The organism is Flavobacterium cheniae, assembly GCF_004363695.1.
Taxonomy (GTDB): domain Bacteria; phylum Bacteroidota; class Bacteroidia; order Flavobacteriales; family Flavobacteriaceae; genus Flavobacterium; species Flavobacterium cheniae.
The window spans coordinates 527,481-554,149 of sequence record NZ_SNZC01000001.1 but is presented as its reverse complement, the minus strand read 5'-3'; the positions used below and the strand labels follow the sequence as shown (position 1 = coordinate 554,149).

The following is a 26,669-nucleotide window of genomic DNA, read 5'->3' as shown; positions in this document are numbered from 1 at the left end:
TTAGAACAAACATCCGAAGCTACAGCGCCACCATTGGAAGCTAACCAAGCGTTTAGTTGAGCGGTATTTCCAGCACCATCACATTGTACTTCTAAATTTGAAGCTTGAGTGGTGATAGTTGGATCTGTATCGTCAATGATAGTAAATGTTGCTGAAGTAGTAGAAGCATTTCCACAGTTATCAGTAGCAGTAAAAGTTACCGTAGCTGAACCAGTTGTTCCACAAGTATCAGATACTGAAGCGAAGTTATTGGTCCAAGTTACATTAGAACAAACATCAGAAGCTACAGCGCCACCGTTTGAAGCTAACCAAGCGTTTAGTTGAGCGGTATTTCCAGCACCATCACATTGTACTTCTAAGTTAGCAGCTTGAGTTGTGATTGTTGGATCTGTATCGTCAATGATTGTAAATGTTGCTGAAGTCGTAGAAGAATTTCCACAGTTATCAGTAGCAGTAAAAGTCACTGTAGCTGAACCCGTTGCTCCACAAGTATCAGATACTGAAGCGAAGTTGTTAGTCCAAGTTATATTCGAACAAACATCCGAAGCTACAGCGCCACCATTGGAAGCTAACCAAGCGTTTAGTTGAGCGGTATTTCCAGCACCATCACATTGTACTTCTAAATTTGAAGCTTGAGTGGTGATAGTTGGATCTGTATCGTCAATGATAGTAAATGTTGCTGAAGTAGTAGAAGCATTTCCACAGTTATCAGTAGCAGTAAAAGTTACCGTAGCTGAACCAGTTGTTCCACAAGTATCAGATACTGAAGCGAAGTTATTGGTCCAAGTTACATTAGAACAAACATCAGAAGCTACAGCTCCACCGTTTGAAGCTAACCAAGCGTTTAGTTGAGCGGTATTTCCAGCACCATCACATTGTACTTCTAAATTTGAAGCTTGAGTTGTGATAGTTGGATCTGTAGTATCATTGATAGTAAAAATTTGAGAACATGTTACAACATTTAAAATTGTATTTTCTCCCGCATCTCTTATTCCGTTGTCATTTGTGTCTAAGTATTCGGTTATTGTATAAGTTCGTGTTACTTGTGTATTACAACCTAAATAAGCACTATTAGAAGCAGTTATTTGGATTACACCACAAGGATTATTCCCAATTATACCATTACCATTTCCTAAAGCTTCAAATTCTAACTCTGTTAAAGAAGTTGCTTGAGGTAATAAATCATAACATTGTAAGCTTATTGGTGAAAAAGTTGGACAGGTTACTAAAAACTCACAACAAACAATAGCAGATATTGTAGTTGAATAATTTTTAATACATCCTAAAGCATCAGTAATTGTTGCAGAATATGTCCCAATTCCTAAGTTTGATAAATCTTGAGAAGTTGCACCAGTATTCCATAAAACGGTATAAGGAGCAGTTCCTCCAGAAATTGTCAAATCTATTGAAGCAGTTGAACCTAGTATACAAGTTAAGCCTTGAACATTAGCATTTACAATAACTTCACTAGGATAAACAATTGGAACTGAAAAAGTATTAGTCAATCCCATTGCGTCAGTTACCGTTAGAGTAGCTGTGTTGGATGAAGAATTATTGTAATTGAAAATCGGATTTTCTTGTGTAGAATCAGTTGTTCCATTGGAGTCAAAATCCCAAGCATAACTATAAGGAGGTGTTCCTCCATTTGTTGTAGAATCAAAATTAATTGTAGAAATCCCTCCATTAGTACAACCAGAATACTCAAATTGAACGGCTAAAGGCGCAGTAATAATTACACTAGTTGGAAATTCACATTGCGATTTGTTATAGGTGCTACAATTGTAAGGAATTAGTTCCGTATTATTACCGTTAGTTTTCCAAACGATTAAAATTCTGTCTAAAATCATTTCTTGACCACAAACCCAGGTAAAAGGGCCATAAAGCAAACGTTGTCCAGAACCCGGAGCAACAGTTCCTAAATGCACATTTAACGGAGTTACAACACCATCAATAATCAAATCAGCAAACATTCTCGCATGATTAATATTACTGTTTGAATTTGAGGTGTAATTTAGCATTACATACATAGTTTCAGGCACACCTGGCGTACATGTAGTATTATTTAATGGTACACCATTAACATCAGTTAAACTTAAAAATACATCATCTAAAGTGTAATTATTTGACGTACAATTATAGTAATCCTGATAATAATTAGGGGCAGTACCACACAATCTTAAATCGGGCTTATTTGTTGTAAATTGCGAATGAACAAAATTAAAGCCAAGACAGATAAGAAATATCGAAATGGTAATTTTTGTTTTCATGAACGTTTTGATTTAATTTAACAATAATTGAAAAAATAGACCAAAAACGAGTAGTGAATGATTAATAGTTGGGGGAAATTAAAACGGGAGTAATCTTTTTTTTAAAATAATTTAAATTAACTTTTTTAACACATATCTATTACTTATAAAAAGTAATTAAAGTTCTAGTTAGGGCAACTATTGTAGAAATTTCTTAGAGCTAAATTACTCAAAAACTAATAGTTAGCTACAATTAGGTCAGTGTTTTCGATAAAGTGTTTAAAAAAATCTACTAACTAACTTAAAATTGGCAAAAGCTTTAACTTCTAATTCAAAAAAAATGAGTAATTTAATTTTCTAAACTAATAACTATGAAAAATTTAATACTTATTAGACATTCTAAATCAAGTTGGGATGCTCCAGTTCAGGATATTGATAGATCTATCTCTCAACGAGGTGTTAAGGATGCACATCTAATTGCTTCAAAAACACCAGAAATTTTACCTAATTCGTATATTGTTTGGTGTAGTAAAGCAAAACGAACACAAGAAACGGCTTTTATTTTTTCACAATACTTGTCTATTCCTTTAGAAACGATTCGTTTTTCAGAGGATTTGTACACTTTTGATGCTAAGAGCTTAGAAAAAAGCATAAAAAAATGTGAAAATTCATATGATAGTCTAATTCTTTTCGGACATAATGAAGCTATTACAAAATTTGTTAATAAATTTGGAGACCTTTATATAGATAATGTACCAACATCTGGAGTGGTTGCTTTGCAATTTGATACCGATGATTGGAATAACATATCAAAAGGACAAACTAAAGCAACATTATTTCCAAGCCAGTTTAAAAATGAACAATCCTACAAATAACTATATAGATAGAGAAAAAAGTTGGTTAACATTTAACGCAAGAGTACTTCAAGAAGCTAATGATGAGAATGTACCTTTATTAGATAGATTTCGTTTTCTTGGAATTTTTTCCAATAATTTAGATGAGTTTTTCAGAGTTCGTTACGCGGCCATTCGTCGTATGAGCCTTGAAACTACTGAAACCGAAAAAATTCTGGGTGTTCCAGCTGAGCAATTACTTAAAGAAATTACCGACATTGTAATCGAACAACAATCGGAAAGTTTACGCATATTAAGTGAAATTGAAAAAAAGCTAGAGAAAGAGAATATCTATATTATTAACGAAAAGCAAGTAACTAAAGACCAAGAGATTTTTATTCACGATTATTTCATTCAAAAGGTAAGTCCGGCTGTAGTAACCATCATGTTAAATGACTTAGAAGAATTTCCTCTTTTAAAAGATACTTCTGGATATTTAGCCATAAAATTAGTAATGAATTCGGAAACTTCGCAAAAAGAAGTCCGTTACGCTGTTATCGAAATTCCGCATACAATAAACCGATTTGTAGTTTTACCTTCAAATTCTGAAAAGCAGTATATTATTCTTTTAGATGATGTTATACGTCTTAACTTAAATAGTATATTTAATATTTTTGATTATGAAAGCATTTCGGCTAACATGATTAAAATTACCCGTGATGCTCAGTTGGAATTCGATAGTGATTTGAGTAAAAGTTTAATGGAAAAGATTTCCAACTCGGTTAAAGAAAGAAGAGTTGGAGAACCTGTTCGTTTTGTTTACGATCAAGCTATTGGAAAAGATACTTTGGAGTTTTTCCTAAAAGGAATGAACATTTTAAGTTCTGATAGTATTATTCCAGGAGGAAGATATCACAATCGTAGAGATTATATGAACTTCCCAAATTTAGGACGATACGATTTATTATACAGAGAAAATCTACCATTACCAGTTCCAGGATTATCATTAGAAGGTAGTATTTTAGAACGAATCAAAAAGAAAGATTACTTGCTTTATGCACCATATCAGTCTTTTTCCTATATCATTAAATTTTTACGTGAAGCCGCTTTAGATCCAAAAGTAGCTTCTATAAAAATTACCTTATATCGTTTGGCTAAGAATTCGCAAATCGTGAGTTCTTTGATTAATGCTGCTAAAAACGGAAAAAAAGTAACCGTTCAAATCGAATTACAAGCGCGTTTTGATGAAGAAAGCAACATTTCGTATTCCGAACAAATGCAAACCGAAGGCATCGAATTGATTTTTGGAGTTAAAGGTTTAAAAGTTCACAGTAAAATTTGTGTAATCGAACGCATTGAAGATGGAAGAGTTAAACGTTACGGATTAGTTTCAACTGGAAATTTCAATGAAAATTCGGCAAAAGTGTATACTGATGTTACGCTTTTTACAAGTAATGTTGAAATTTTGAAAGACGCTGCAAAGATTTTCGATTTCTTTGATGTGAATTATCGAGTTCATCGTTACAAACATTTAATAGTTTCGCCACATTATACCCGAACTCGTTTTAACAAGTTAATCGACAGAGAAATTTTAAATGCCCTTTCTGGAAGAGAAGCCTATATCAAATTGAAAATGAACAGTATATCTGATTTTAAAATGACGGATAAATTGTATGAAGCCAGTAAAGCTGGAGTAAAAGTTCAATTGATCATTAGAGGAATTTGCTGTTTAATTCCAGGTGTAAAAGGATTAAGCGAAAATATTGAAGCGATAAGTATCGTTGATAATTATTTAGAACATTCCCGAATTTATATTTTCGGAAATGCAGGCGATCCTGAAGTTTTCATTTCATCAGCCGATTTTATGACTCGTAATTTAGATGCAAGGGTAGAAGTAACGTGTCCGATTTATGACCCAGAGATTAAAAAAGAATTAATCGAAACGTTCGAAATAGGTTGGAAAGCTAATGTGAAAGCCCGTATTCATTCAGCCGATTTACTAAATCAGTACAGAAAACGTGGCGATGAAAAACCATTCAGAGCCCAACAAGAAATGTACAATTATTACCAAAACAAATTAGAAGTAATTGCAGAAGAGTTGCAATAATTACAAATAAATGATTACAATAAAAAAATATGCGGCTATCGATATCGGTTCCAATGCCATGAGGTTGTTGGTAACTAATATCGTAGAGCAAGAAGGTTGCGCTCCACAATTCAACAAAAGTTCCTTAGTTCGTGTTCCAATCCGTTTGGGTCAAGATGCGTTTACGGTTGGCGAAATTTCGGAAGAAAATATTGACCGAATGGTTGATGCTATGAAAGCTTTCAAACTATTAATGAAAGTTCATAAAGTAGAACAATATCGTGCTTGTGCTACTTCAGCTATGCGAGAAGCCTATAATGGAAAAGAAGTTGTCGAAATCATTAAGAAAAAAGCCGATATTAAAATTGATGTTATTGATGGTAAAAAAGAAGCAGCTATTATTGCCGCTTCCGATTTAAAACAATTCATAACTTCTGATAAAGCCTATTTATATGTAGATGTTGGTGGTGGAAGCACCGAATTTTCTCTATTTTTTGAAGGAAAAATTATTGCCTCCAAATCATTTAAAAACGGAACCGTTCGTTTGTTAAATGAAATGGTTAACGATATCGTTTGGCAAGAAATGGAAAAATGGATTAAAGCCAATGTGGAACCATTTGAAAATATTACGCTAATTGGTTCTGGTGGAAACATCAATAAATTATTCAAATTATCGGAGAAAAACCAAGACAAACCGCTGTCATACATGTATGTGCAATCGCAATATCAAAAGTTGAACAGCATGACATACGAACAACGTATTGCCGATTTAGGTCTTAACCCAGACCGCGCCGATGTAATTATTCCAGCAACACGTATTTATCTAAATGCCATGAAATGGAGTGGAGCAAGAAACATCTATGTGCCAAAAATTGGGTTATCCGATGGTATCGTGAAAGCGATGTATTATGGGAAGATTTGATGTTGTTTATATTAATTATATGTAATTATGTCAAAACACTTCTTTTGTTTAGCTATACTTCTTTTATTTTTGTCATGCACTGATAAAAATGATAAAATCTTTACATCAGAAATTAAATCAGATACTACTAAATCATATCACAAGAAAGAGAAAACAAAACCTTTATTTGATACTATATTAAATGAAGGTAATGTAATTCTTTATGGAGATACAACTATTCAGAAAGATAAAATTAGAAGAGTTCTAATAAAATTTGAACCATATATAGCTTTTGATGATTATAAAGTTAATATTGAAAATGTCAAAGCTAAACTTGACTTAGATTCTCATGAATTAGGAAAACAATTCAGAACTGTAATTAGAGAATGTTATAATGATTCTGAAAATCTTTTTGCCGGACATTACACTTTTGCGACATGGGGCTGTGGAAGTCCTTGTCAAATGAATGTACTTATTGACAGAAGAACCGGAAAAATATATGATGCTCCGGATTCGTCAGTTGGTTCAGAGTATAAAAAAAACAGTAGAATGTTAATTATCAATCCGCCAGAAGAAGAAAATTATTATTATAATGACTGTATATTTTGTAAGCCTGAAATTTACATTCTTAATGAGACAACTAAAAAGTTTGAAAAAAAAGAGCCTCTACAATAACTCCATATAAAAATGATCTGTAACAATGAATGGATTGCTTTATTATCTTGACATTTTTCACAAAAATATTTATCTTTCACAGAAAATTATCATTTTGTAAACATCTCTAATATCGAGCAGCAGAAATTTAACAACTAGTATATTTTCCTTAAACATCCAAATCAAACGTCTTTCTCAACAATTCAATCGTAGGATTAATTTGTTTTAAACGTTCAAATTTTTCTTGTGGTGTAAAAGCGTATTTGTTTTCAACGGTTTCATTAACCACTACTTCAATGGTTATATCGTGGTTGTGTAATTTTCCTCTTAAATAACCTATTAATTCATGACAACCCGTTAAAAATTCCTCTTTTGTACTTTGATTTGGAAGTTCTAAAGTTATGGTGGTTCCGTTTAAGGTTGGATCGTTCATTTGCATGTAAGTCGCCATTAAACGCTTTCCAGAATCCGTCATTTTTTGCGCAAATTTATTCCATTGCAACAACATATCAGTTTCGTTAAAAACTTCCGAAGGCAATTCTTCTTTGTGCTTTTGATGCTGATTTTGTTGGGCTTCTAAGTCTTTTTTAGCTTTAATACTCGCTAATGAAAGTGCCGAAACTTTTGTTCCTGTCGGATTTAAATTCGTTAAAACCGGTTTTGGAATTTCAGGAACAATTGGAGCAACTACTTCATTTTGAATTTGAGGTATTTCTGCAACTTCAGGTTCTTTCACAACTGTTTCAGCAACTACAACAGGTTTTGTTTCCTCTGTTGGAATTTGCGTTTTAATCGTTGGAACTTCAGTAATAGAGTAGGAGTTGTTCTTGTAATAAGTAGCCGGAATGATAAATTTAGCTACTTTTTTTTTTCTCCATCAAAAGTGATAGAGGCTAATTGCATCAAACAAAGTTCAACTAAAAGTCGCTGATTTTGACTGACTTTAAATTTCAAATCGCATTCGTTTGCTAATTCAATTCCTTTTATCAAGAAATCGTGCATGGCTTTGTGCGATTGTGCTGCATATAAAGCTTGCGCTTGTTCGCCAGCTTCTAATAAAGGTAAAGTTGCCGGATTTTTACAAACCAATAAATCTCTAAAATGCGATGCCAAACCTGCAATAAAATGATGTCCGTCAAAACCTTTTGCTAAAATATCATTATAAGCAACTAATAAATCCGGAATTTTATTTTCTAAAATTAAATCGGTGATTCTGATGTAATATTCAAAATCTAAAACGTTTAAATTTTCGGTAACGGCTTGTCTAGTTAAATTATTCCCACAATACGAAACTACTCGGTCAAAAATCGACAAAGCATCACGCATAGCGCCATCTGCCTTTTGAGCAATAATGTGCAAAGCATCATCTTCGTAAGCAACACCTTGTTCTTTAGCAATTTCGGCTAAATGTTCTTTCGCATCTTTAACCGTAATTCTTTTGAAATCAAATATTTGACAACGCGATAAAATCGTCGGAATAATTTTATGTTTTTCAGTAGTCGCTAAAATAAAAATGGCATGTTTAGGCGGTTCTTCTAATGTTTTCAGGAAAGCATTAAAAGCCGCTTGAGAAAGCATATGCACCTCGTCGATGATATAAACCTTATATTTTCCAGTTTGTGGAGGTATTCTCACTTGGTCGATAATACTTCTAATATCATCAACACCATTGTTAGAAGCTGCATCTAATTCGAATACATTAAACGAAAAATCTTCATACGGGTCATCATAACCTTCTTGATTGATTTTTCGAGCTAAAATACGGGCACAAGTAGTTTTTCCAACCCCACGAGGTCCAGTAAACAATAAGGCTTGTGCTAAGTGATTGGTTTCAATAGCATTCAATAAAGTATTGGTAATAGCCTGCTGACCGACAACATCTTTAAATGTTTGCGGACGGTATTTTCTGGCAGATACTATAAATTGTTCCATACGAATTATTGATTTACAAATATAGGTTGTGAAATTCCAAAAAGCAAGTTCCAAAATCCAATTTAAAAAGAATCTTTATAAAAGTTATTCACAATTTACTAAGAAAAATTGGGATTATAAATGGGTGTCGTTTCTGTTTTTTATTACTAATTTTGAAATAAAATGAGCATTTTCATCTACAGAATTTGCAGAAGAACCTGTCACAAAAACACCTTTTAGTCCAAATTTTGAAACAATAGCATAAACGATTGCACTATCATCTGGACTTGAATTTCCTTCATATTGATAAATTTGATTTACAATATAATTTTCGGGATGTAAAATAATTTCTTCTGAATTTTGATTAAAATCGTATGTAAAACCTTCTTTTCTCAATTGTTTTAATGCAACTGAAACGGATGCGTACTTATATATGTTTGTCATGATATTGATTGTTAAGGGCATATAAATTTACAGTTTTTAATTTGGGCAAATACCCTATAAAACGTTAAACTCTTTGAATAAAAGTTAAAAAACCATTATATTTTATTGTAAGTTTGCACCGCAGACCGCCTTATCGTCCGTGTGTAAGCATGGTAGGAAAGTCCGGACACCAAAGAGTAGCATAGCGGGTAACGCCCGTCCGTTGAAAGGCGAGGACAAGTGCAACAGAAAGTATGTACAGGTAATGCTGTAGTGAAACCAGGTAAACTCTATGCGGTGAAATGTCAAGTATATCAGCAGTTTCTGAGCAATCAGAATAAGGGCGACTCGTCCGATGTTGAAGGGTAGACAGCTTGAGTCACGTAGTAATGCGGGATCTAGATAAATGATAAGGCTCCGATTTATCGGAGACAGAATCCGGCTTATAGGTCTGCTTTTTTTATTTTTTGAAGATTTTACCCTTCATCTTCCTCTTCAATATCTTCTTCTTCGTCGCTTTCAAATTCATAAAAAGAAAATACTGAACCGCCATAACTTTTCGAAAATGAGAAATTTGTTAGGTGTTCTAGTTTCGTATGTTTTGAATGTTCTACAATCAACATACCTTCTTCGTCTAAAATTTCGTTTTCAAAAATAAGCTGAATAATTTTTTCAAAATTTTCTTGACCTAAATCATAAGGAGGATCAGCAAAAATGATGTCATAACTCGTTTTACTTTTTTCTAAGAATTTAAAAACATCACTTTTGATAACGCTGATATCTAAATCTAAATCGGTTGAAGTTTTTTTAATGAAATTTACACAACCCATATCGCCATCCACACTTGTAATTGGTCCAGCACCACGAGAAGCAAATTCGTAACTGATATTACCAGTTCCTGCAAATAAGTCAAGCACTTTTAATCCATGTAAATTAAAATAGTTATTCAGAATATTGAACAACGATTCCTTACACATATCTGTTGTAGGACGAACAGGTAAATTTTTAGGAGCAACTAATCTACGCCCTTTGTGTTTTCCGGAGATAATTCTCATGAATGATATAATATAAAGTGATTTCTTAAAGCAGTGGGCGTAACATCTAAGATTGAAGTTTTGTTAGAAACATCTAATAAACTACAATTTCTAATGTATTGGAAAGCTATTTTAAAGTAAGCATCGTCTTCAGAACAATTTCCTAATATTTGAACCAAAATTGTTTCAGGATTTAGTTGTAATTGTTCGCAAGTGAATAAAATATAGTAAATAAAATCTTCTGGTGTTTTGTATTGAAAAGAGTTGAAAAGAATCAATTGTTGATTTTTAACCACAATTAGTTCAAAATGTTCTTTTTGTACATGAACAAAAACTTGCTTTTCTTCTTTGTTTTTAGATGAATCGAGTAGTTGTTTTACCAAAACAGAATTCGAATTTTGGTATTCAAAAGTTTCATATTGATCTAAAAGGAAGTTGTTGATATTAACGAAAGGGACATAAATGTTATTCATTTCATATGGAAAAATAACATCATGTGTAAAAAAATCAGTTTCAAAAACTTTGGTATTGTATTGCAAATAACTCGCTAAAAAGTTAGCGTCGAATAGGGAAGTAGGAACAAAAGCATTTAGGTTGTTGTCATGTATAACCATTACCTCGTCATATGATTTGGTAAGAATTGGATAATCGACAAAAGTTCGCCACAATTGTTCTTCCATTACTTTATTTTTCTCAAAGGGAATTGACATAGTGGTCATTACCTTATTAGAAATTAAATCAAAGACACAAAAAGAAAGTCCACTCAAGGAAACCTGAATGGACAACTTTTTGTATGTTTTTTGAGTAATGTCGTTATTCGTTATTACCATATTTTTTTGGCCAGTTTCCAGTAAGAGTTACTTCTTCTAGTGAACCTAAAATAATTTGTGGACCATTGATTTCGTCAATAGACTCAACTTTATTTTCTTGTTTTACTAATTCTTGATCTAAATCTTTTAATAAAGCATTTTTGTCAATAATAGCTTGGAATACAGAAAGATTCATATCGTTTCTACTAACAACTCCTGTTTTCATAGATACTGGAACTTCAACTCCACCAACTTTTACAACATTAAGTCTTTTGTAACGATCAGAGTTTTTGAATAATGAATCTTTAACAGATACAGAACCTAATTTAGTAATGATTACTTCATCTTTAAAGAAACCACCAACACCATCAGCACCAACAGTGATACCAAAAGCAGCATTTTTAGCAGCATCAATAACAGCAGTATCTTTTCTAGAAATAATTTCAAATTGTCCGTTTTCTACAAATTTGATTAATTCCTCAAAAGTATCTGCATATTTCCCGTTAACAGATTTATAACCAGTTTGAAGTTTTTTAATGTCTAACATAGTTTTAACAGCAACTTCATAACGAGCTTCTTTTTCATTCTGAAACGCAATAGGTTTCATAATAGAAGAATATATTAAATATACAAGAAAAATAGAAATTCCCCACAATACTGCAGTGAATATTTTTTTATTTCCAGGTGTAACAAATTTATCAATTAGTTTAACCATTGCAAAGATTAAAATAATTAATACGACTAAATAAATAGCAATTTCTAACATTTGAATAATTTATTTTTAGTTAAATAGGTACGCAAATCTACAATTTTTTTTTCTACACAAAAGAATTTCTTGTAAAAATCATCAGTATATTTGAAAAATTAATATTGGCCAAATCCATTTTCATGACTTATAAGCTGTTTTACAATTTATTACAAAATAATTTTCCGCATCAACCCACACAAAAACAAGAAGTTTTTTTTCAGAAAATTGCTGATTTTATTTTGAATTCAACATCTGATGATATTTTTGTTCTCAAAGGTTATGCCGGAACGGGTAAAACAACCATAATTTCGACTGTGATTAATCATTTGAGTGAAGTTGATATGAAAGCTGTGCTATTAGCTCCCACAGGAAGAGCTGCAAAAGTGATTAGTAATTATTCAGGAAAGCCAGCATTTACAATTCATAAGAGAATTTATTATCCTAAAAAAAATAAAACGGGAGGAGTGAGTTTTACTCTACAACAAAATAAATTTAAAAACACCTTATTTATTGTTGATGAATCTTCAATGATTTCAGATACCAATCAGGATTCTAAATTATATGAAAATGGTTCTTTGTTAGATGATTTGTTCTTTTATGTAGAAGCTGGAAAAAACTGCAAACTTTTATTAATTGGAGATACAGCCCAGTTGCCGCCAGTAAATATGAGTGTGAGTCCAGCTTTAGATATTGATTCACTTTCATTACATTATCAAAAAAATGTGCATCATATTGAATTAGATGAAGTGATGCGTCAGGCAGAACATTCTGGAATTTTGTATAATGCTACTGAATTACGCGAATTATTACATTCACATTTTATTGATACGTTTCAATTTAAGCTAAATGGATTTAAAGATATTGTGCGTTTGCAAGATGGATATGAAATTCAAGATGCTATTCATCAGGCGTATGATAATTATAGTATTGAAGATACTGTTTTTATTTTACGTTCCAATAAAAGAGCCAACCAGTATAACCAACAAATTAGAACTTCCATTTTATCCAAGGAAAGTGAAATTTCAACTGGAGATTATATGATGGTTGTAAAAAATAATTATTTTTGGTTAAAAGAAGAATCAGAAGCCGGATTTATTGCGAATGGTGATATCATTGAAATATTAGAAATCAGAAAAATTCAAGAGTTATACGGATTCAAATTTGCAACTGTAAAAGTCAGAATGGTTGATTATCCCAATCAAATTCCGTTTGATACAGTTATCATGTTAGATACAATTATGAGCGAATCACCTTCGTTAACGTATGAAGAATCGAATAAATTGTATCAAGAAGTGTTATTGGATTATGAAGAAGAACGTCAGCAATATAAAAAATTGCAGAAAGTTAAGGAAAATGAGTATTTCAATGCCTTACAAGTTAAATTCTCTTATGCGATAACGTGTCATAAATCGCAAGGTGGCCAATGGAAAACCGTTTTTGTAGAGCAACCTTATTTGCCAAATGGTATAGATATTGATTATGTGAGATGGTTGTATACAGCCATTACACGTGCAGAAGAAAAGTTATATTTAATAGGATTTAAAGATGAATATTTTCACAATTAAGCTATGTTAGAAACCATAATTAGTGTTTGTTTAGGAATTGGATTAGCCGCTTCGGCTGGTTTTAGAGTGTTTGTTCCTTTGTTTGTGCTAAGTTTAGCCACACATTTTGGATACGTTCCTGTGGGCGATTCGTTTGCTTGGATTGGAAGTTTAACCGCAATTATTTGTTTGGGAATAGCCACAGTAATCGAAATTTTGGCTTATTACATTCCGTATATAGATAATTTATTAGATACTCTAGCTGTTCCTTTGGCAGGAATTGCCGGAACGGTTGTGATGGCTTCAACTTTAGTCGATTTAGATCCAATGATAACTTGGGGATTAGCCATCATTGCAGGAGGAGGAACTGCTACTGCTATAAATTCAGCAACAGCCGTAACAAGGGCAACATCAACGGTAACTACTGGCGGAATAGGAAATCATTTAGTTTCTACTACAGAAACAGCAACGGCATCTTTTGTATCCGTTTTGGCTATTTTCTTGCCTATTGTTGCTTTTATTGTGGTTATCCTTATTATTTTTGTCGGGATTAGATTGTTCAAAAAGTTTTTTTCTAAAAAAGAGAAATGAAATTAAAAACTAAAATAATTATAGGTATTTGTTTAACCCTTTTTTTATTCTTCTTATATATTTGTTATGGACTATATTTAATGAGTATTGAAGATAAATACGGAGTTTTTCAAGAATTATATTATGAAATTGATAAATCTGATAATTACTTTATAATTGTTGATAATAAAGAAGCTGGTTTAATACAAAAATTAGATGATGAAATTTTTGTTACAATTGATGATTGTATGAAACATCTTTTAGATTATTCTAATAAAAAAATAGAAGTATATCAGTTTGAAATTAGTGAAACAAAAACCGATTTTACTATAAAAGACGCCATTCTTTTAAAAAATAATGAGAAAACAGAATTGATATTTAAAAATTAAATTTATGCCTTAGGCGATAATTATAAATCAACCATGAAAATAATAGCTGTAATTCCTGCTCGTTATGCATCCACACGTTTCCCTGCAAAATTAATGCAAGATTTAGGTGGCAAAACTGTAATTCTTAGAACCTATGAAGCAGCTATGTCAACAAATTTATTTGATGATGTTTTCGTGGTTACGGATTCCAATTTAATTTTCAACGAAATTATTTCGAATGGAGGCAAAGCCATCATGTCTATAAAAGAACACGAAAGCGGAAGTGACAGAATTGCGGAAGCAGTTGAAAACATGGATGTTGATGTTGTAATTAACGTGCAAGGTGATGAACCATTTATTAATAAAAAGCCTTTAGAAGAATTAATCGAAGTCTTCAAAAACGATACTGAAAAGAAAGTTGATTTGGGTTCGCTAATGTTTCAAATAACTGATAAAGAAGAGATTAACAATCCTAATAACGTAAAAGTAATTACGGACCAACAAGGTTTTGCTCTTTACTTTTCGCGTTCAGTAATTCCGTTTCCACGAGATGAAAATGCAGGTGTTCGTTATATGAAACACATCGGAATTTATGCTTTCAGAAAAGAAGCTTTGATGGATTTTTTTCGATTACCTATGTTATCATTAGAGGCTTCTGAAAAACTAGAGCAACTTCGTTATTTAGAATACGGAAAACGCATTAAAATGGTGGAAACTTCGCATGGAAGTATTGGAATTGACACTTTTGAAGATTTAGAAAAAGCTAGAAAGTTATTGTCTTAAATTTCTTCGTCTTCAAAATAGCCTTTACTTTTAACTTTTGTTGAGAAAAAATTTAAAAATAAGATTACAAACGATAAAAAGAATAATGCTTGTAAACTAACCAATACTTTTCCAAAAGTGGTAACAGGGTAGTAATCTCCGTATCCAATTGAATTTGAACTTATTAAGCTAAAATAAACCGAATCGAACCAGTGTTCAAAAGGTTTATTCATATTATCTCCCAAAGTATACAAAACTGCAAACGAAACTACAACTTCAATGTAATTAAAGAACAATAATAACATTGAACGTTTATAAGATCGAGGTCTTGAAAATAGATCGGAGGCAAAAATCAATGTTGGAATATACAGTATGGTTTCTAATAATAAAAAGACCAATATCCAAATTACATAATCATGATTTTGCCAGTCATTTATCAGAATTAAGAATGGAAAGATAACCTTAGACAAAACATATAAATCCATGGCCAAATCCTTATATTCATGACCGAATTTATTGGCAAAATGTTTAATATAAATTCCCAAAAAGAACAATTGAGAAATCGATAAAAACAAACGAACAATCTTCTCAATCCCATTATCATCTTCATGATCATTGTTCCAAATAGATTGAATATTAGAAATTCTCTTATGAAGTGGACTAATTGGATGAGAATGCTTTTCACTGACTTTTCCCACTAAAAGTTTTTTTACTACTCGCATTAGGCTAATTTTTTAATGGTAAATAATTCGTTGTGGACTTCAATTTTTGGATACAATCTAACAGAGTAGTTGTTGTCAAATTTGCTTTTATAAATTGCATTTCTTCTTCTATCTTGATAATCTAAAACCATGGTATTAAATAAGATAAATCCATTTACATTAAGTAAAAAATTAATGCGATTAATAAAGAAATCTTCAAATAAAAAATTCGGCATTGTTGTATCTTGGAAAATGTCAATTATAATTAAATCGTATTTTTCTTTGGTTTTTAAAACGAATTCAAATGCATCATCAATTACGATTGAAACATTGTCGTGCTTTCCTAATCCAAAGTATTTTGTTGCCAATTCTACAACAGCCGCATCAATTTCTACGCCTGTAATTTTTCCTTCAAATTTCACTTCTTTTTTCAGCGTCTCAATGACGCTTCCACCAGCAACGCCTAAAACTAATATCGATTCAAAATTTTGAATACGCTCGTAACCAATGTATTTTAATCCTTTTTTTAACACGCGCTGTAAACTTCCAAAAGAATAATTGGTATTTTCAGAATCTAAAACCAAATACCCATTATTCCAGGTAACTTCTAGATTTTTACTGTAAACCGATTTCTTTTGGTGAATTTTTATAGGTAATAAATAACTCAATAAACGCTTAATCATGTATTTTTGTTTGTTATCGTAAATATAATTTTATTTTTGTCTCAAAATAGTCTCATATGAAACAAATTATATACAAATTTATTTTCTGTAAAATTTTTGGATGGAAAGTAGTTGGCTCCATAGCTCCAATAGTAAAAAAATGTGTAATTATTGCTGTTCCTCACACGAGTTGGTGGGATTTTTTCCTTGGTATTTTTTCACGAGGTATTCTAAATATTGAAATTAATTATGTGGCTAAAAAGGAATTATTCGTGTTTCCGTTTAATTATTTTTTCACTTGGACAGGAGGAACACCTTTAAATCGTCAAAAAAACGAGAACAAAGTAGATACAATTGCCAAAATATTTCAAGAAAAAGAAATTTTTAGATTAGCAATCGCGCCAGAAGGAACTCGAAAAAAAGTAACCGAATGGAAAACAGGTTTTTATTACATGGCTTTAAAAGCAAATGTACCAATTGTTCCCGTTGCTTTTGATTACGGAAGAAAAGAAGTGGTTTACAACGAACCTTTTTATCCAACCGGAAATATCGAAGCTGATATTAAATTTTTAGAATCGTATTATAAAGGAGTCATTGGAAAAGTTCCAGAATTGAGTTATGTTCCAAAGGAATAATCTATTTAAAGTGTTTATTATTAGGAAGATAAAATAAATTTCACTCAAAATAAAACTAAGAAGAATAGTTTTTCGTAGATAGAAGAAACCAAAACTTTTAACAAATGAAAAAACTATTTTTACCTCTTGCTTTAGTAGCAGTTTTATTTACTTCTTGTAATGACGACGATTCTTCAATGGTAACTCCTGAACCAGAACCAATTGATCAAACACCAACTCCGGCTCAGGAATTAAAATTGGTAACCACCAGTAACACATCAGGAAAAATATCATTTACAGATTTACTAGCGACAACTCCTACTGCAAAAAGTTTTACAATTAGTTCAACGGATGCAGATGGTGTTTACTATGATACATTTAAAGATCAAGTAGTTTTGGCTTCTCGAACCAATAATAGAGTAGAAGCTTATAACGGATTAAGAAATGCCATCATTTCTTCTGCAACAACATTAGATTTATCGTTTTCTTCTTCAGTAGATTTTACAAACGCTCGTGAAATTGCGGTTTCAGGAGATAAAGTAGTGGTAGCTCAAGATCAAAATGCTGGTAATGGAAATATCAGCAAATTTTATGTGTACCAAAGAAATACAACTGGATTTACACTTTTAAATACCTATACTGTAGATATCAAACTTTGGGGAATTCATTTAGATGGAACTACCATGTATGCTATTGCTGATAATACTAGCGATTTAGTAGTTTACAACAATTTCTTTTCAAATGCTACAGGGTCAATTTCGGCTTCAAAAAGAGTAACTATTGAAGGCTTAGTTAGAACACACGGAATTACTTATTCTCCGCAAGATAATGTAATGGTTTTATCTGATGTAGGATTAGCTTCAAGCGCAACCGACGGTGGTTTAGTGGTTATTAATAACTTTACTTCTGTACTAAACATGACAAATAATTTGGGAACAATTGCTATGAACAATCAAATTAGAGTGTACGGACCTAATTCTATGTTAGGAAACCCTGTCGATGTTGCTTATGACCACGTAACAAATGCAATTTATGTAGCAGAACGCTTGAATTCAGGCGGTTTAGTTTTAAAATTTGCTTTCCCAACAATGTCAGCAGATGCAACACCTCAAATGAGTAGAGCAGAAGCAGGAGTAACAGCAGTTTATTTACACCGAAGATAAAGGTTAGTTATTTAATTATTTAAGAACTCTGGAGGAATTCAGAGTTTTTTTATGGTTTATAGTTTTTGAAAGTTCCGTTTTTAAAAAACACTACAATGCGCTCAATTTCTTCAGGAGAATTATTTTCTGTTTTAATCGATTCTACAGGATTAGTTTCTGGAAGAGTAGGAGGAATTCCTTTTTCTACAGTCGAAAATAAATCAGGTTCAGAAAATGTAGATTCTATTATTGGAGTTGAAGCATTATTTTTTTCAATTTCTAAAACTGAATGAGCCACAATTTCTGATTTCGGAAAATTTCCTTTTCCATTTAAAATCCAATACAAATCTACTTCAGGAAAAACCTCAATTACTTTGATGATAAAATCTAAGCTAGGTTTATTTCTCCCAGAGAGTAGGTGAGACAAACTCGAACGCTGCACATTGATTTTATCCGCAAATGCAGAAGCAGATAAATTATAATAATCGAGTATAATTTCTAAACGTTTAATAAAATCATCGATGTTTACCATTGTAAATAGTGAATAGATTTAAAGAATTACAAATGTAAACAATAATAGTGAATTAAGCAAGTTTACAAATGTAAATAGAAGATTTTAATATAAATAAAGACTTAATGTAAGTAATATTAATAAACTGATTTACAATAATATAATCATTTTAATTAGACTAGTATTAATCTTGTAAACATGACTAATACTAGGGAGTTATTAAAGGTATTACAATAGTTTACAAAAGTAAATTATGTGGTGTTTTTACATGTTTACAAATGTAAAATATAAGTTGTTTACATTTGTAAATCAAAAGAAAGCCATGAATTATTTACAATTAGCAACTCAATATTTAGAACCAAAACTCAAAGGAAAGTATATTCATTTAGATATTATTTTACCAATATTAGAATCATTAAATTCAGATTTTGAGATTACTGAAATTGGAAAATCAGTTCAAGAACGAGAGATCTATCAAGTAAAAACAGGAACAGGAAAAACAAAAATTTTGATGTGGTCGCAAATGCATGGAAACGAATCTACCACGACAAAAGGGTTATTTGACTTCTTTAATTTTTTACAATCGGATAACGAAATTGCGAATCGCATTAAAAACGAATACACCTTATTATGTATTCCTATGTTGAATCCAGACGGAGCATTCTTATATACAAGGGAAAATGCGAATACAATTGATTTGAATAGAGATGCTTTTAATGCTACTCAACCAGAAATGCAAGTCTTACATAGTGTTTGTAAAAGTTTTCAACCTGATTATTGCTATAATTTACACGATCAAAGAACTATTTTTGGTACAGAAGGTTTTAATTTACCTGCTACGGTTTCTTTTTTATCGCCAGCTTACAATAAAGAGACAGAATACAACGATGTTCGCTTAAAAGCAATTCATATAATAAACAAGATGAATAATGCGTTACAACAATACATTCCTAATCAAGTTGGACGTTTTGATGATAGTTATAATGTAAATTGTACAGGTGATTATTTCACTACTCAAAATACGCCAACTATTTTATTTGAAGCGGGACATTATGCAAATGATTATGATAGAGATATTGTTCGAAATTATATTTTTATTTCGCTTTTAAGTTCATTTGATGTGAGTTACGAAAACGTTATAGTTGATAACGAATTGATGTATTATTTGAATATTCCTCAAAATAACAAATGTTTTTATGATTTTATTTACAAAAATGTCAAAATTATTGATAATAGTGAAGAAAAAATAATTAACTTTGCAGCTCAATATACTGAAGTAGTGCAAGATGGTCAGTTAAAATTTGTAGCAAAAATCGTTAAAATTGATGATTTACAAGATTTTAAAGGACATTTAGAATACGATTGCAAAAATGGTTTATTTACTTCTAAAGGAAAGCATTTTCCAATAATAGAAGAAAAAGCTGATTTTTTTATCAATAATTTAACAGAATTTAACAATGGTGTAAAAATTATTTGATAAATTTGCTTCATATTTGAATAAAAATTAAAAATTTAACAAATATTATAAGCACTTATGAGTAAGTTTCGTTTAGATGAAGTAGATCATCAAATTTTGGACATGTTGATTGATAACACGAGAGTTCCTTTTACAGATATTGCAAAAAAATTATTAATTTCTGCAGGAACGGTACATGTTAGGGTGAAAAAAATGGAAGATGCAGGAATCATTCAAGGTTCTTCTTTGACATTAGATTATGAAAAATTAGGTTATTCTTTCATTGCTTATGTTGGAGTTTTCTTGCACAACACGTCACAAACTAAATTCGTTTTAGAACGTATCAATCAGATTCCATTCGTAACAGTTGCTCACGTGACTACAGGAAAATTCAATATTTTCTGCAAAATTAGAGCTAAAGACACTAAACACGCTAAAGAAGTTATCTTCATGATTGACGATATTGAAGGTGTTTACAGAACAGAAACCATGATTTCTTTAGAAGAGAGCATCAACGATAAAAAACGTTTAATGCATACGATTTTTAAAGAATTGTAAAATACGAAAGCCTCTTAATGAGGCTTTTTTTATATCTTATATTGTTATGAAAAATTTACAACCAAACGAATTTGCTCCCTATTATGAGAATTATATCAAATTAGTTCCAGAGCAAGATATTATTAAAGGACTTACAATACAAAAAGAAGAAATGTTACATTTCTTTAAATCGGTTCCAGTTTTTAAGCATGAATTTCGATATGCAGAAGGGAAATGGACTGTCAAAGATATAATCCTGCACTTAATTGATGCGGAGAGAATATTTGCTTACCGCGCTTTACGAATCGCAAGAAATGACAAAACTGCTTTGCCAGGATTTGAGGAAAATGATTATGTAATTACGGCTAATGCAAATAATAGAGAATACGAAAGTTTGTTAGCGGAATATGAAAGTGTTCGAAATGCTACAATAAGTCTATTTGAAACTCTTTCAGGTGAAGATTTACTACGTTTGGGAACAGCTTCAAATTGCAGTGTATCTGTTAGAGCTATTGGATATATAACACTAGGTCATGAATTGCATCACAAGAATGTGATTTTAGAACGCTATTTATAATAAAAAAAGGGATTCAAATTTTGAATCCCTTTTTTTGTGTATTAATCTTCGTCGTCATCGTCGTCTGAATCTTCATCAGAATCTACAATATCGTCAGAATCATTTGAAATGTCATCGTCGTCGTCATCTTCTTCAATATCTAAATCTTTAAGACTTCCGATTTTTTCATCTGGTACAACTACCACATCATCTTCAATAATGTCGTCTTCGTCATAGTTTTCAATTCGGTCAGATAGTTTTGTACTAACTTTTACTAAAAAAATAGTGTCTTCAGTTCGTACTTCAACTGCCTCAATTGTTTCATTCTTAGCGTTTTTAAAACGAATAATATCCGAATCATCATATCCGTCAGGAAATTTCTCAACTAGTAAGGTTAAGATTTCATTTGTTAATTTTGCGTAATCAACAATAACTCTTTTCATTGGGTAGGTTTTAATCTTGTATTTTGGTCAAATGTACTATCCTAAACTTATATTTTCAAGTAAAATAAATTTTTTTTTTAATTTTTTTTACCAGCCTAAAATGTAAGCAAACATTAATGGTGCAACTATCGTAGCGTCAGACTCTACAATGAATTTTGGTGTGTGAATATCTAATTTACCCCAAGTAATTTTTTCGTTTGGAACAGCTCCAGAGTACGAACCATAACTTGTTGTTGAGTCAGAAATCTGACAGAAATAACTCCAAAACGGCACGTCATGCATTTCCATATCTTGATATAACATTGGAACTACACAAATAGGGAAATCTCCTGCAATTCCTCCACCAATTTGGAAGAAACCAATTCCTTTTCCTGCACAATTTTTTGGATACCAATCTGCTAACCACATCATGTATTCAATTCCGCTTTTCATTGTGGTAGCTTTAAATTCACCTTTGATACAGTAAGAAGAGAAAATGTTACCCATTGTACTATCTTCCCATCCAGGAACTACAATTGGTAAATTCTTTTCAGCTGCAGCAACCATCCAAGAATCAGCTGGATCAATTTCGTAGTATTGTTTTAATACTCCAGAATTAATCATTTGGTACATGAATTCATGTGGAAAATAACGTTCTCCTTTAGAATCTGCATTGTTCCAAATATCAAATAAATGTTGTTGTAAACGTCTAAAAGCTTCTTCTTCTGGAATACAAGTATCAGTAACGCGGTTGTAATGGTTTTCTAATAAATCCCACTCTTCTTGTGGTGATAAATCTCTGTAATTTGGAACTCTTTTGTATGAATTATGAGCTACCAAATTCATGATATCTTCTTCTAAATTAGCTCCAGTACAAGAAATAATATGTACTTTATCTTGACGAATCATTTCGGCTAACGATTTTCCTAATTCAGCTGTACTCATCGCACCAGCTAAAGTAATCATCATTTTTCCGTTGTCTAATAAATGTTCTTCATACCCTTTTGCTGCATCTACTAAAGCGGCAGAGTTAAAGTGAAGATAATGTTTCTCTATAAACTGACTAACAGGTCCTTTACTCATTATTTCTTATTTTATTGTTCTTTTCTTTTGTTGTAACCTAAAATTTCTAAAACGTCTTCTGCTTTTTGTTGTTCCGAAAAAACTTCAGTAGCAATAATTCCGTTTTTATCTTTATCAATTAAAATGTGTTTTGGTTGTGGTAAAATACAGTGACTTAATCCGCCAAAACCACCAATTGTCTCTTGATATGCTCCTGTGTTAAAGAATCCGATATATAAAGGTTTTTCTTTGTTGTATTTTGGTAAATAAACCGCATTCATGTGTTGTTCTGAATTGTAATAATCGTCTCCATCACAAGTTAATCCACCAAGTAATACCCGTTCGTAAGTATCATTCCATCGGTTTACGGCTATCATTACAAAACGTTTATTAATGGCCCAAGTATCTGGAAGTGTAGTAATGAAAGATGAATCAATCATGTTCCAGTTTTCACGGTCATTTTGTTTCTTTTGATATAAAACTTGGTACAAAGCACCACCAGCTTCCCCTACTGTAAACGAACCAAATTCAGTGAAAATATGTGGAACAGGAACTTCTGCTTCGTCACAAGCAATTTTGATTTGATTTAAGATTTCGTCTACCATATATTGGTAATCATAATCAAATGCTAATGAATTTTTAATTGGGAAACCACCACCAATATTCAAACTGTCTAAAGTTGGACATTCCTTTTTCAAAGCAATGTACACTTTCATACATTTTAATAATTCGTTCCAATAATAAGCTGTATCACGAATACCAGCATTAATAAAAAAGTGAAGCATTTTTAACTCAACTTTCTTATTTTCAGCAATTTGTTTACGGTAAAATGGAACAATATCTTTATAACCAATTCCTAGACGAGATGTATAGAACTCAAATTTTGGTTCTTCTTCCGCAGCAATACGAATTCCGATTTTAAACTTACCATCAATTTCTTCTTGTAATAAATCTAATTCTTCAAAATTATCAATTACTGGAATGGTGTTTTTATGTCCGTTGTTGATTAAACGTGCAATATTAGTTACATATTGATCGCGTTTGAAACCATTACAAACAATAAAAGTGTTTTTATTTATTTTGCCTTCTTCCATTAATGTTTCTACAATATTAATGTCGAAAGCAGAAGAAGTTTCAATGTGAATGTTATTTTTTAAAGCTTCATTTAAAATGAATTGAAAATGAGAACTTTTTGTACAGTAGCAATAGAAATACTTAGCATCATAATCGTGCTTTTCCATGGCATTTCTAAACCACATTTTTGCACGGTTGATGTTTTGTGAAATTTTAGGTAAATAAGTAAACTTCAATGGAGTTCCATATTCTTCAACCAATTTCATTAAATCAATACCATGAAACTGAAGTTCATCTTTATTTAGAGTAAATTCTTCTTGAGGAAAATAAAAAGTTTGATTAATTAAGTCGTAATATTTTGTGTTCATTTTGAAAATTTGGATTAAATTAAAAAGTTACTAATTGTTTTTTAATCACAATTTTCAAACCCTAATATTGGCAAAGCGAATTAGTAATTTCTCACTAAAAGCCTTTGATATTTCAAACAAATCGATAATATGAAAACTAAAAATAGAAAAAAACAACCTCCCAATTATAGAGATGTCAGCATTTCTATTATCGAGTGTTCTATTGAAATTTGATTGTTTTTTGTTTTCTTTCATTAGGGCAAAGTTAAAAAATAAAATGGCTAATAAATAAAGAAAAAATAAAAAAATAATTACACGGAATAATCTCTAAAAGCTTTGTAAATCAATTCGTTATCTGATTCTTGATTGATTTTAATTTTCCCAATTCCGTCAAGCAAGGCAAATTGTACTTTTCCAAACTCATTTTTTTTGTCAAAAATCAGCAATTCAATGATTTTTTCAATTTCGTTTTGAGTGAATTCAATTCGTTCAAAAATATCATTGATAATGTATTTGATTTCCTGATATTCTTCGTTTTTTAATAATCCTTTTTCTCTGGAAATATAGCTTTCTAAAATCATCCCAACCGCAATTGCTTCACCATGAAGTAAACTTGTTTTATCTTTATTTTCTAAGAAATAGCTTTCAATTGCATGACCTAAAGTGTGACCAAAATTCAAAGATTTTCTAATCCCATTTTCGGTTAAATCTTCACATACAATAGTGTTTTTTATTTGAATAGATTGATGAATTAAATGATTTAAATCCTCTGTGCTTAAATCTTTTAAATTTTTAAATTTATCCCAATATTTTTTATCAAAAATCAATCCATGTTTCAGCATTTCGGCTAACCCAGAACGCATTTCGTTTTGAGGTAAAGTATTTAAAAATTGTGTATCAACAATCACAGCTTTGGGTTCTCGAATGATTCCAATTTGATTTTTTAAATTTCCTAAATCCACTCCATTTTTTCCACCAATTGACGCATCAACCATAGAAAGTAAAGTAGTTGGAATATTAATAAAGTCAATTCCTCTTTTAAATGTGCAAGCCACAAATCCACCTAAATCAGAAATTACACCACCGCCTAAATTTATAAGAATACTTTTTCTATCACCACCTAAATCCGACAAGGCGCCCCAAACTTCAGTACAAGTAGTAATATTTTTATGAATTTCTCCAACCTCTAATTCGATTATTTCAATTTCGATTTCAGTTGCCAAATTATTTAATAAATGTGGTAAACAATATTGAGATGTGTTTTCGTCTACTAAAATAAAAATCTTAGAATAATGAGATGGTTTTAGCATTTCTGCCAAAGTTTCATATCCTTTAGAATCAAAGTAAACATTATAATTGTTGGCTGTAATTGTTTGCATGTAAAAAGCTTGAATTTTATTGCAAAATAAGGCATTTTTTATTTAAAATTCGTAAAAACTGATGTATATTTGTGTCGCTTTTTATCAAAAATATCATGAATAAAATATTTGACAATACCCAAGTTGCTTTTTCTTTAAAGAGTGATACCGAATTAGAAAGAGCTTATTTTCTTTTTAAACTAATTGCAAGTCAACCACTTGTAAAAATAGGAACCGCCGTTACTAATTTCGCCCTTAAAGCTCATTTGCCTGTTGAAGGATTAATTCGTTCAACCGTTTTTGATCATTTTTGTGGTGGTGTAAATGAGGTTGATTGTTTAAAAGTAGTGGATAATATGTTTACCAAAGGAGTTTCTTCGGTTTTGGATTATTCTGTGGAAGGAAAAGAAGAAGAAGCTCAGTTTGACGCTGCTTTAGAAATGACTTTAAAAACAATTGAATTTGCAAGAGAACGTGAAGCTATTCCGTTTGCGGTTTTTAAACCAACTGGTTTTGGTCGTTTAGATTTATATGAAAAAGTAGGAGAGAAGTCGGTTTTAACAGAAGCTGAACAAAAAGAATGGAATCGAGTAATTGCACGTTTCGATTTGGCTTGTAAAACTGCGCATGAAAAAGACGTTTTGTTATTAATTGACGCTGAAGAAAGTTGGATGCAAGATGCGGCAGATACTATTGTTACCGATATGATGCGCAAATACAATAAACAAAAAGCCATTGTTTTTAATACGTTACAAATGTACCGTTGGGACAGATTAGATTATTTGAAAAGTTTGCACGAACAAGCAAAATCGGAAGGTTTTTATATTGGAATGAAATTAGTTCGTGGTGCTTATATGGAAAAAGAAAATGATAGAGCTACTGAACGTGGATTAAAATCGCCAATTTGTGTTTCTAAAGAAGCTACCGATATTAATTATGATGCTGCCGTATTGTATATGGTTGAAAATATAGATAAAATGGCAATTTTTGCAGGAACTCACAATGAAGAAAGTTCGTATAAGTTAATGCAATTAATGTCTGAAAAAGGAATCTCTAAAAACGATAAACGTATCTTTTTTGGTCAATTACTTGGAATGAGTGATAACATTAGTTTTAATTTAGCAGAAAACGGTTATAATGTTGCTAAGTATTTGCCGTTTGGTCCAGTTAGAGATGTGATGCCTTACTTAATAAGAAGAGCAGAAGAAAATACTTCAGTAGCTGGACAAACGAGTAGGGAGCTAACGTTGATTAAAAAAGAGAAGGAAAGAAGAAAGTTATAATTTTTTCTTAAAGTTGTTTTTGTATTAATTTAATGCTTAATTTTGATAATCAATT

The 26,669-nt window shown here is 31.3% G+C and carries 27 protein-coding genes, 1 other RNA gene and 1 pseudogene; 15 read left to right on the top strand and 14 right to left on the bottom strand.

Going from position 1 to position 26,669, the window contains the following annotated elements; translation table 11 throughout:
* A pseudogene (locus tag C8D80_RS12745) lies at positions 1–2,267 on the bottom strand (hypothetical protein); the annotation flags it as partial.
* A gap of 350 nt (positions 2,268–2,617) precedes the next feature.
* Between C8D80_RS12745 and C8D80_RS02640 the strand changes: the two are divergent.
* From C8D80_RS02640 to C8D80_RS02625, 4 genes are read left to right on the top strand one after another with little or no spacing between them, the layout of a single operon-like run.
* A complete protein-coding gene (locus C8D80_RS02640) occupies positions 2,618–3,121 on the top strand; it encodes a SixA phosphatase family protein (protein ID WP_133607083.1) in 504 nt (167 codons plus the stop codon).
* Positions 3,102–5,186: a polyphosphate kinase 1 gene (ppk1, locus tag C8D80_RS02635; protein WP_133607081.1), complete on the top strand. Its 2,085-nt coding sequence runs from the start codon at positions 3,102–3,104 to the stop codon at positions 5,184–5,186. Before C8D80_RS02640 ends, ppk1 begins: the two co-directional genes overlap by 20 nt.
* A gap of 10 nt (positions 5,187–5,196) precedes the next feature.
* A complete protein-coding gene (locus C8D80_RS02630; RefSeq protein ID WP_133607079.1) occupies positions 5,197–6,087 on the top strand; it encodes a Ppx/GppA phosphatase family protein in 891 nt (296 codons plus the stop codon).
* A gap of 27 nt (positions 6,088–6,114) precedes the next feature.
* Entirely contained in the window at positions 6,115–6,741 is a 627-nt protein-coding gene (locus tag C8D80_RS02625; RefSeq protein WP_133607077.1) for a hypothetical protein, read from the top strand.
* A gap of 148 nt (positions 6,742–6,889) precedes the next feature.
* On the opposite strand, the gene C8D80_RS02620 is transcribed toward C8D80_RS02625, so the two are convergent.
* The 3 genes from C8D80_RS02620 to C8D80_RS02610 form a co-directional block, all read right to left on the bottom strand.
* The gene (locus tag C8D80_RS02620; RefSeq protein ID WP_242004788.1) at positions 6,890–7,456 is read right to left on the bottom strand and encodes a DNA polymerase III subunit gamma/tau; all 567 of its coding nucleotides are present in this window, start codon (positions 7,454–7,456) and stop codon (positions 6,890–6,892) included.
* Between the two features lie 122 nt (positions 7,457–7,578).
* Positions 7,579–8,652: a DNA polymerase III subunit gamma/tau gene (gene dnaX, locus C8D80_RS02615; protein ID WP_133607073.1), complete on the bottom strand. Its 1,074-nt coding sequence runs from the start codon at positions 8,650–8,652 to the stop codon at positions 7,579–7,581.
* Between the two features lie 114 nt (positions 8,653–8,766).
* A complete protein-coding gene (locus C8D80_RS02610; RefSeq protein ID WP_133607071.1) occupies positions 8,767–9,075 on the bottom strand; it encodes a hypothetical protein in 309 nt (102 codons plus the stop codon).
* 117 nt (positions 9,076–9,192) lie between these two features.
* Here C8D80_RS02610 and rnpB point away from each other — a divergent pair.
* An RNA gene (gene rnpB / locus C8D80_RS02605) (RNase P RNA component class A) lies at positions 9,193–9,516 on the top strand.
* A gap of 14 nt (positions 9,517–9,530) precedes the next feature.
* On the opposite strand, the gene rsmD is transcribed toward rnpB, so the two are convergent.
* The 3 genes from rsmD to C8D80_RS02590 are packed head-to-tail and all read right to left on the bottom strand — an operon-like array spanning position 9,531 to position 11,663.
* Positions 9,531–10,109, bottom strand: a complete 579-nt coding sequence (gene rsmD, locus C8D80_RS02600) for a 16S rRNA (guanine(966)-N(2))-methyltransferase RsmD (protein ID WP_133607069.1) — start codon at positions 10,107–10,109, stop codon at positions 9,531–9,533.
* Entirely contained in the window at positions 10,106–10,918 is an 813-nt protein-coding gene (locus tag C8D80_RS02595) for a DUF3822 family protein (protein ID WP_133607067.1), read from the bottom strand. Before C8D80_RS02595 ends, rsmD begins: the two co-directional genes overlap by 4 nt.
* Positions 10,902–11,663 (bottom strand): hypothetical protein, encoded by a 762-nt coding sequence (locus C8D80_RS02590; protein WP_133607065.1) that lies wholly within the window; start codon positions 11,661–11,663, stop codon positions 10,902–10,904. The genes C8D80_RS02595 and C8D80_RS02590 overlap by 17 nt, the downstream gene beginning before the upstream one ends.
* 122 nt (positions 11,664–11,785) lie before the next feature.
* Here C8D80_RS02590 and C8D80_RS02585 point away from each other — a divergent pair, with 122 nt between their 5' ends.
* Genes C8D80_RS02585 through kdsB form a run of 4 tightly spaced genes read left to right on the top strand, consistent with a single transcriptional unit; the run spans position 11,786 to position 14,910 of the window.
* Positions 11,786–13,210 (top strand): ATP-dependent DNA helicase, encoded by a 1,425-nt coding sequence (locus C8D80_RS02585; RefSeq protein WP_133607063.1) that lies wholly within the window; start codon positions 11,786–11,788, stop codon positions 13,208–13,210.
* A gap of 3 nt (positions 13,211–13,213) precedes the next feature.
* The gene (locus tag C8D80_RS02580; protein WP_133607061.1) at positions 13,214–13,780 is read left to right on the top strand and encodes a DUF4126 domain-containing protein; all 567 of its coding nucleotides are present in this window, start codon (positions 13,214–13,216) and stop codon (positions 13,778–13,780) included.
* On the top strand, positions 13,777–14,148 hold the full coding sequence (locus C8D80_RS02575) for a hypothetical protein (RefSeq protein WP_133607059.1): 372 nt from the start codon (positions 13,777–13,779) through the stop codon (positions 14,146–14,148). The genes C8D80_RS02580 and C8D80_RS02575 overlap by 4 nt, the downstream gene beginning before the upstream one ends.
* Before the next feature lie 33 nt (positions 14,149–14,181).
* On the top strand, positions 14,182–14,910 hold the full coding sequence (kdsB, locus tag C8D80_RS02570; RefSeq protein WP_133607057.1) for a 3-deoxy-manno-octulosonate cytidylyltransferase: 729 nt from the start codon (positions 14,182–14,184) through the stop codon (positions 14,908–14,910).
* Here the strand turns inward: kdsB and C8D80_RS02565 are convergent.
* Both C8D80_RS02565 and C8D80_RS02560 read right to left on the bottom strand, forming a co-directional pair.
* Entirely contained in the window at positions 14,907–15,611 is a 705-nt protein-coding gene (locus C8D80_RS02565) for a potassium channel family protein (RefSeq protein ID WP_133607055.1), read from the bottom strand. The genes kdsB and C8D80_RS02565 overlap by 4 nt on opposite strands.
* Entirely contained in the window at positions 15,611–16,273 is a 663-nt protein-coding gene (locus C8D80_RS02560; RefSeq protein WP_133607053.1) for a spermidine synthase, read from the bottom strand. The genes C8D80_RS02565 and C8D80_RS02560 overlap by 1 nt, the downstream gene beginning before the upstream one ends.
* 56 nt (positions 16,274–16,329) lie before the next feature.
* Between C8D80_RS02560 and C8D80_RS02555 the strand changes: the two genes are divergently transcribed.
* Together C8D80_RS02555 and C8D80_RS02550 are read left to right on the top strand one after the other, a co-directional pair.
* Entirely contained in the window at positions 16,330–16,887 is a 558-nt protein-coding gene (locus C8D80_RS02555) for a 1-acyl-sn-glycerol-3-phosphate acyltransferase (RefSeq protein ID WP_133607051.1), read from the top strand.
* A gap of 104 nt (positions 16,888–16,991) precedes the next feature.
* Entirely contained in the window at positions 16,992–18,029 is a 1,038-nt protein-coding gene (locus tag C8D80_RS02550) for a hypothetical protein (RefSeq protein WP_133607049.1), read from the top strand.
* A gap of 49 nt (positions 18,030–18,078) precedes the next feature.
* Here C8D80_RS02550 and C8D80_RS02545 read toward each other — a convergent pair whose 3' ends face one another.
* Positions 18,079–18,540, bottom strand: coding sequence for a helix-turn-helix domain-containing protein (locus tag C8D80_RS02545; protein ID WP_133607047.1), 462 nt, complete (start codon positions 18,538–18,540; stop codon positions 18,079–18,081).
* Positions 18,541–18,841: 301 nt separating this feature from the next.
* On the opposite strand from C8D80_RS02545, the gene C8D80_RS02540 reads away from it, so the two are divergent.
* From C8D80_RS02540 to C8D80_RS02530, 3 genes are read left to right on the top strand one after another with little or no spacing between them, the layout of a single operon-like run.
* Positions 18,842–19,996 (top strand): M14 family metallopeptidase, encoded by a 1,155-nt coding sequence (locus C8D80_RS02540; protein WP_133607987.1) that lies wholly within the window; start codon positions 18,842–18,844, stop codon positions 19,994–19,996.
* A 57-nt stretch (positions 19,997–20,053) separates the two neighbouring features.
* Positions 20,054–20,533 carry an Lrp/AsnC family transcriptional regulator gene (locus C8D80_RS02535; protein ID WP_026726210.1) on the top strand — a complete coding sequence of 160 codons (480 nt, stop codon included), beginning with the start codon at positions 20,054–20,056 and terminating at the stop codon, positions 20,531–20,533.
* 46 nt (positions 20,534–20,579) lie between these two features.
* Positions 20,580–21,089: a DinB family protein gene (locus tag C8D80_RS02530; protein ID WP_133607045.1), complete on the top strand. Its 510-nt coding sequence runs from the start codon at positions 20,580–20,582 to the stop codon at positions 21,087–21,089.
* Between the two features lie 41 nt (positions 21,090–21,130).
* On the opposite strand, the gene C8D80_RS02525 is transcribed toward C8D80_RS02530, so the two are convergent.
* The 4 genes from C8D80_RS02525 to aroB all read right to left on the bottom strand — a co-directional run bounded on the left by C8D80_RS02525 (position 21,131) and on the right by aroB (position 25,352).
* Complete coding sequence (locus tag C8D80_RS02525) at positions 21,131–21,511, bottom strand: DNA primase (protein WP_133607043.1); 381 nt, start codon at positions 21,509–21,511, stop codon at positions 21,131–21,133.
* A gap of 87 nt (positions 21,512–21,598) precedes the next feature.
* Positions 21,599–22,573, bottom strand: coding sequence for a deoxyhypusine synthase family protein (locus tag C8D80_RS02520; protein ID WP_133607040.1), 975 nt, complete (start codon positions 22,571–22,573; stop codon positions 21,599–21,601).
* Between the two features lie 11 nt (positions 22,574–22,584).
* The gene (locus C8D80_RS02515) at positions 22,585–23,994 is read right to left on the bottom strand and encodes an arginine decarboxylase (protein ID WP_133607038.1); all 1,410 of its coding nucleotides are present in this window, start codon (positions 23,992–23,994) and stop codon (positions 22,585–22,587) included.
* Positions 23,995–24,284: 290 nt separating this feature from the next.
* Positions 24,285–25,352 (bottom strand): 3-dehydroquinate synthase, encoded by a 1,068-nt coding sequence (aroB, locus tag C8D80_RS02510; protein WP_133607036.1) that lies wholly within the window; start codon positions 25,350–25,352, stop codon positions 24,285–24,287.
* A gap of 95 nt (positions 25,353–25,447) precedes the next feature.
* Here aroB and C8D80_RS02505 point away from each other — a divergent pair, with 95 nt between their 5' ends.
* A complete protein-coding gene (locus tag C8D80_RS02505; RefSeq protein ID WP_133607034.1) occupies positions 25,448–26,614 on the top strand; it encodes a proline dehydrogenase family protein in 1,167 nt (388 codons plus the stop codon).
* Positions 26,615–26,669 lie beyond the last annotated feature (55 nt).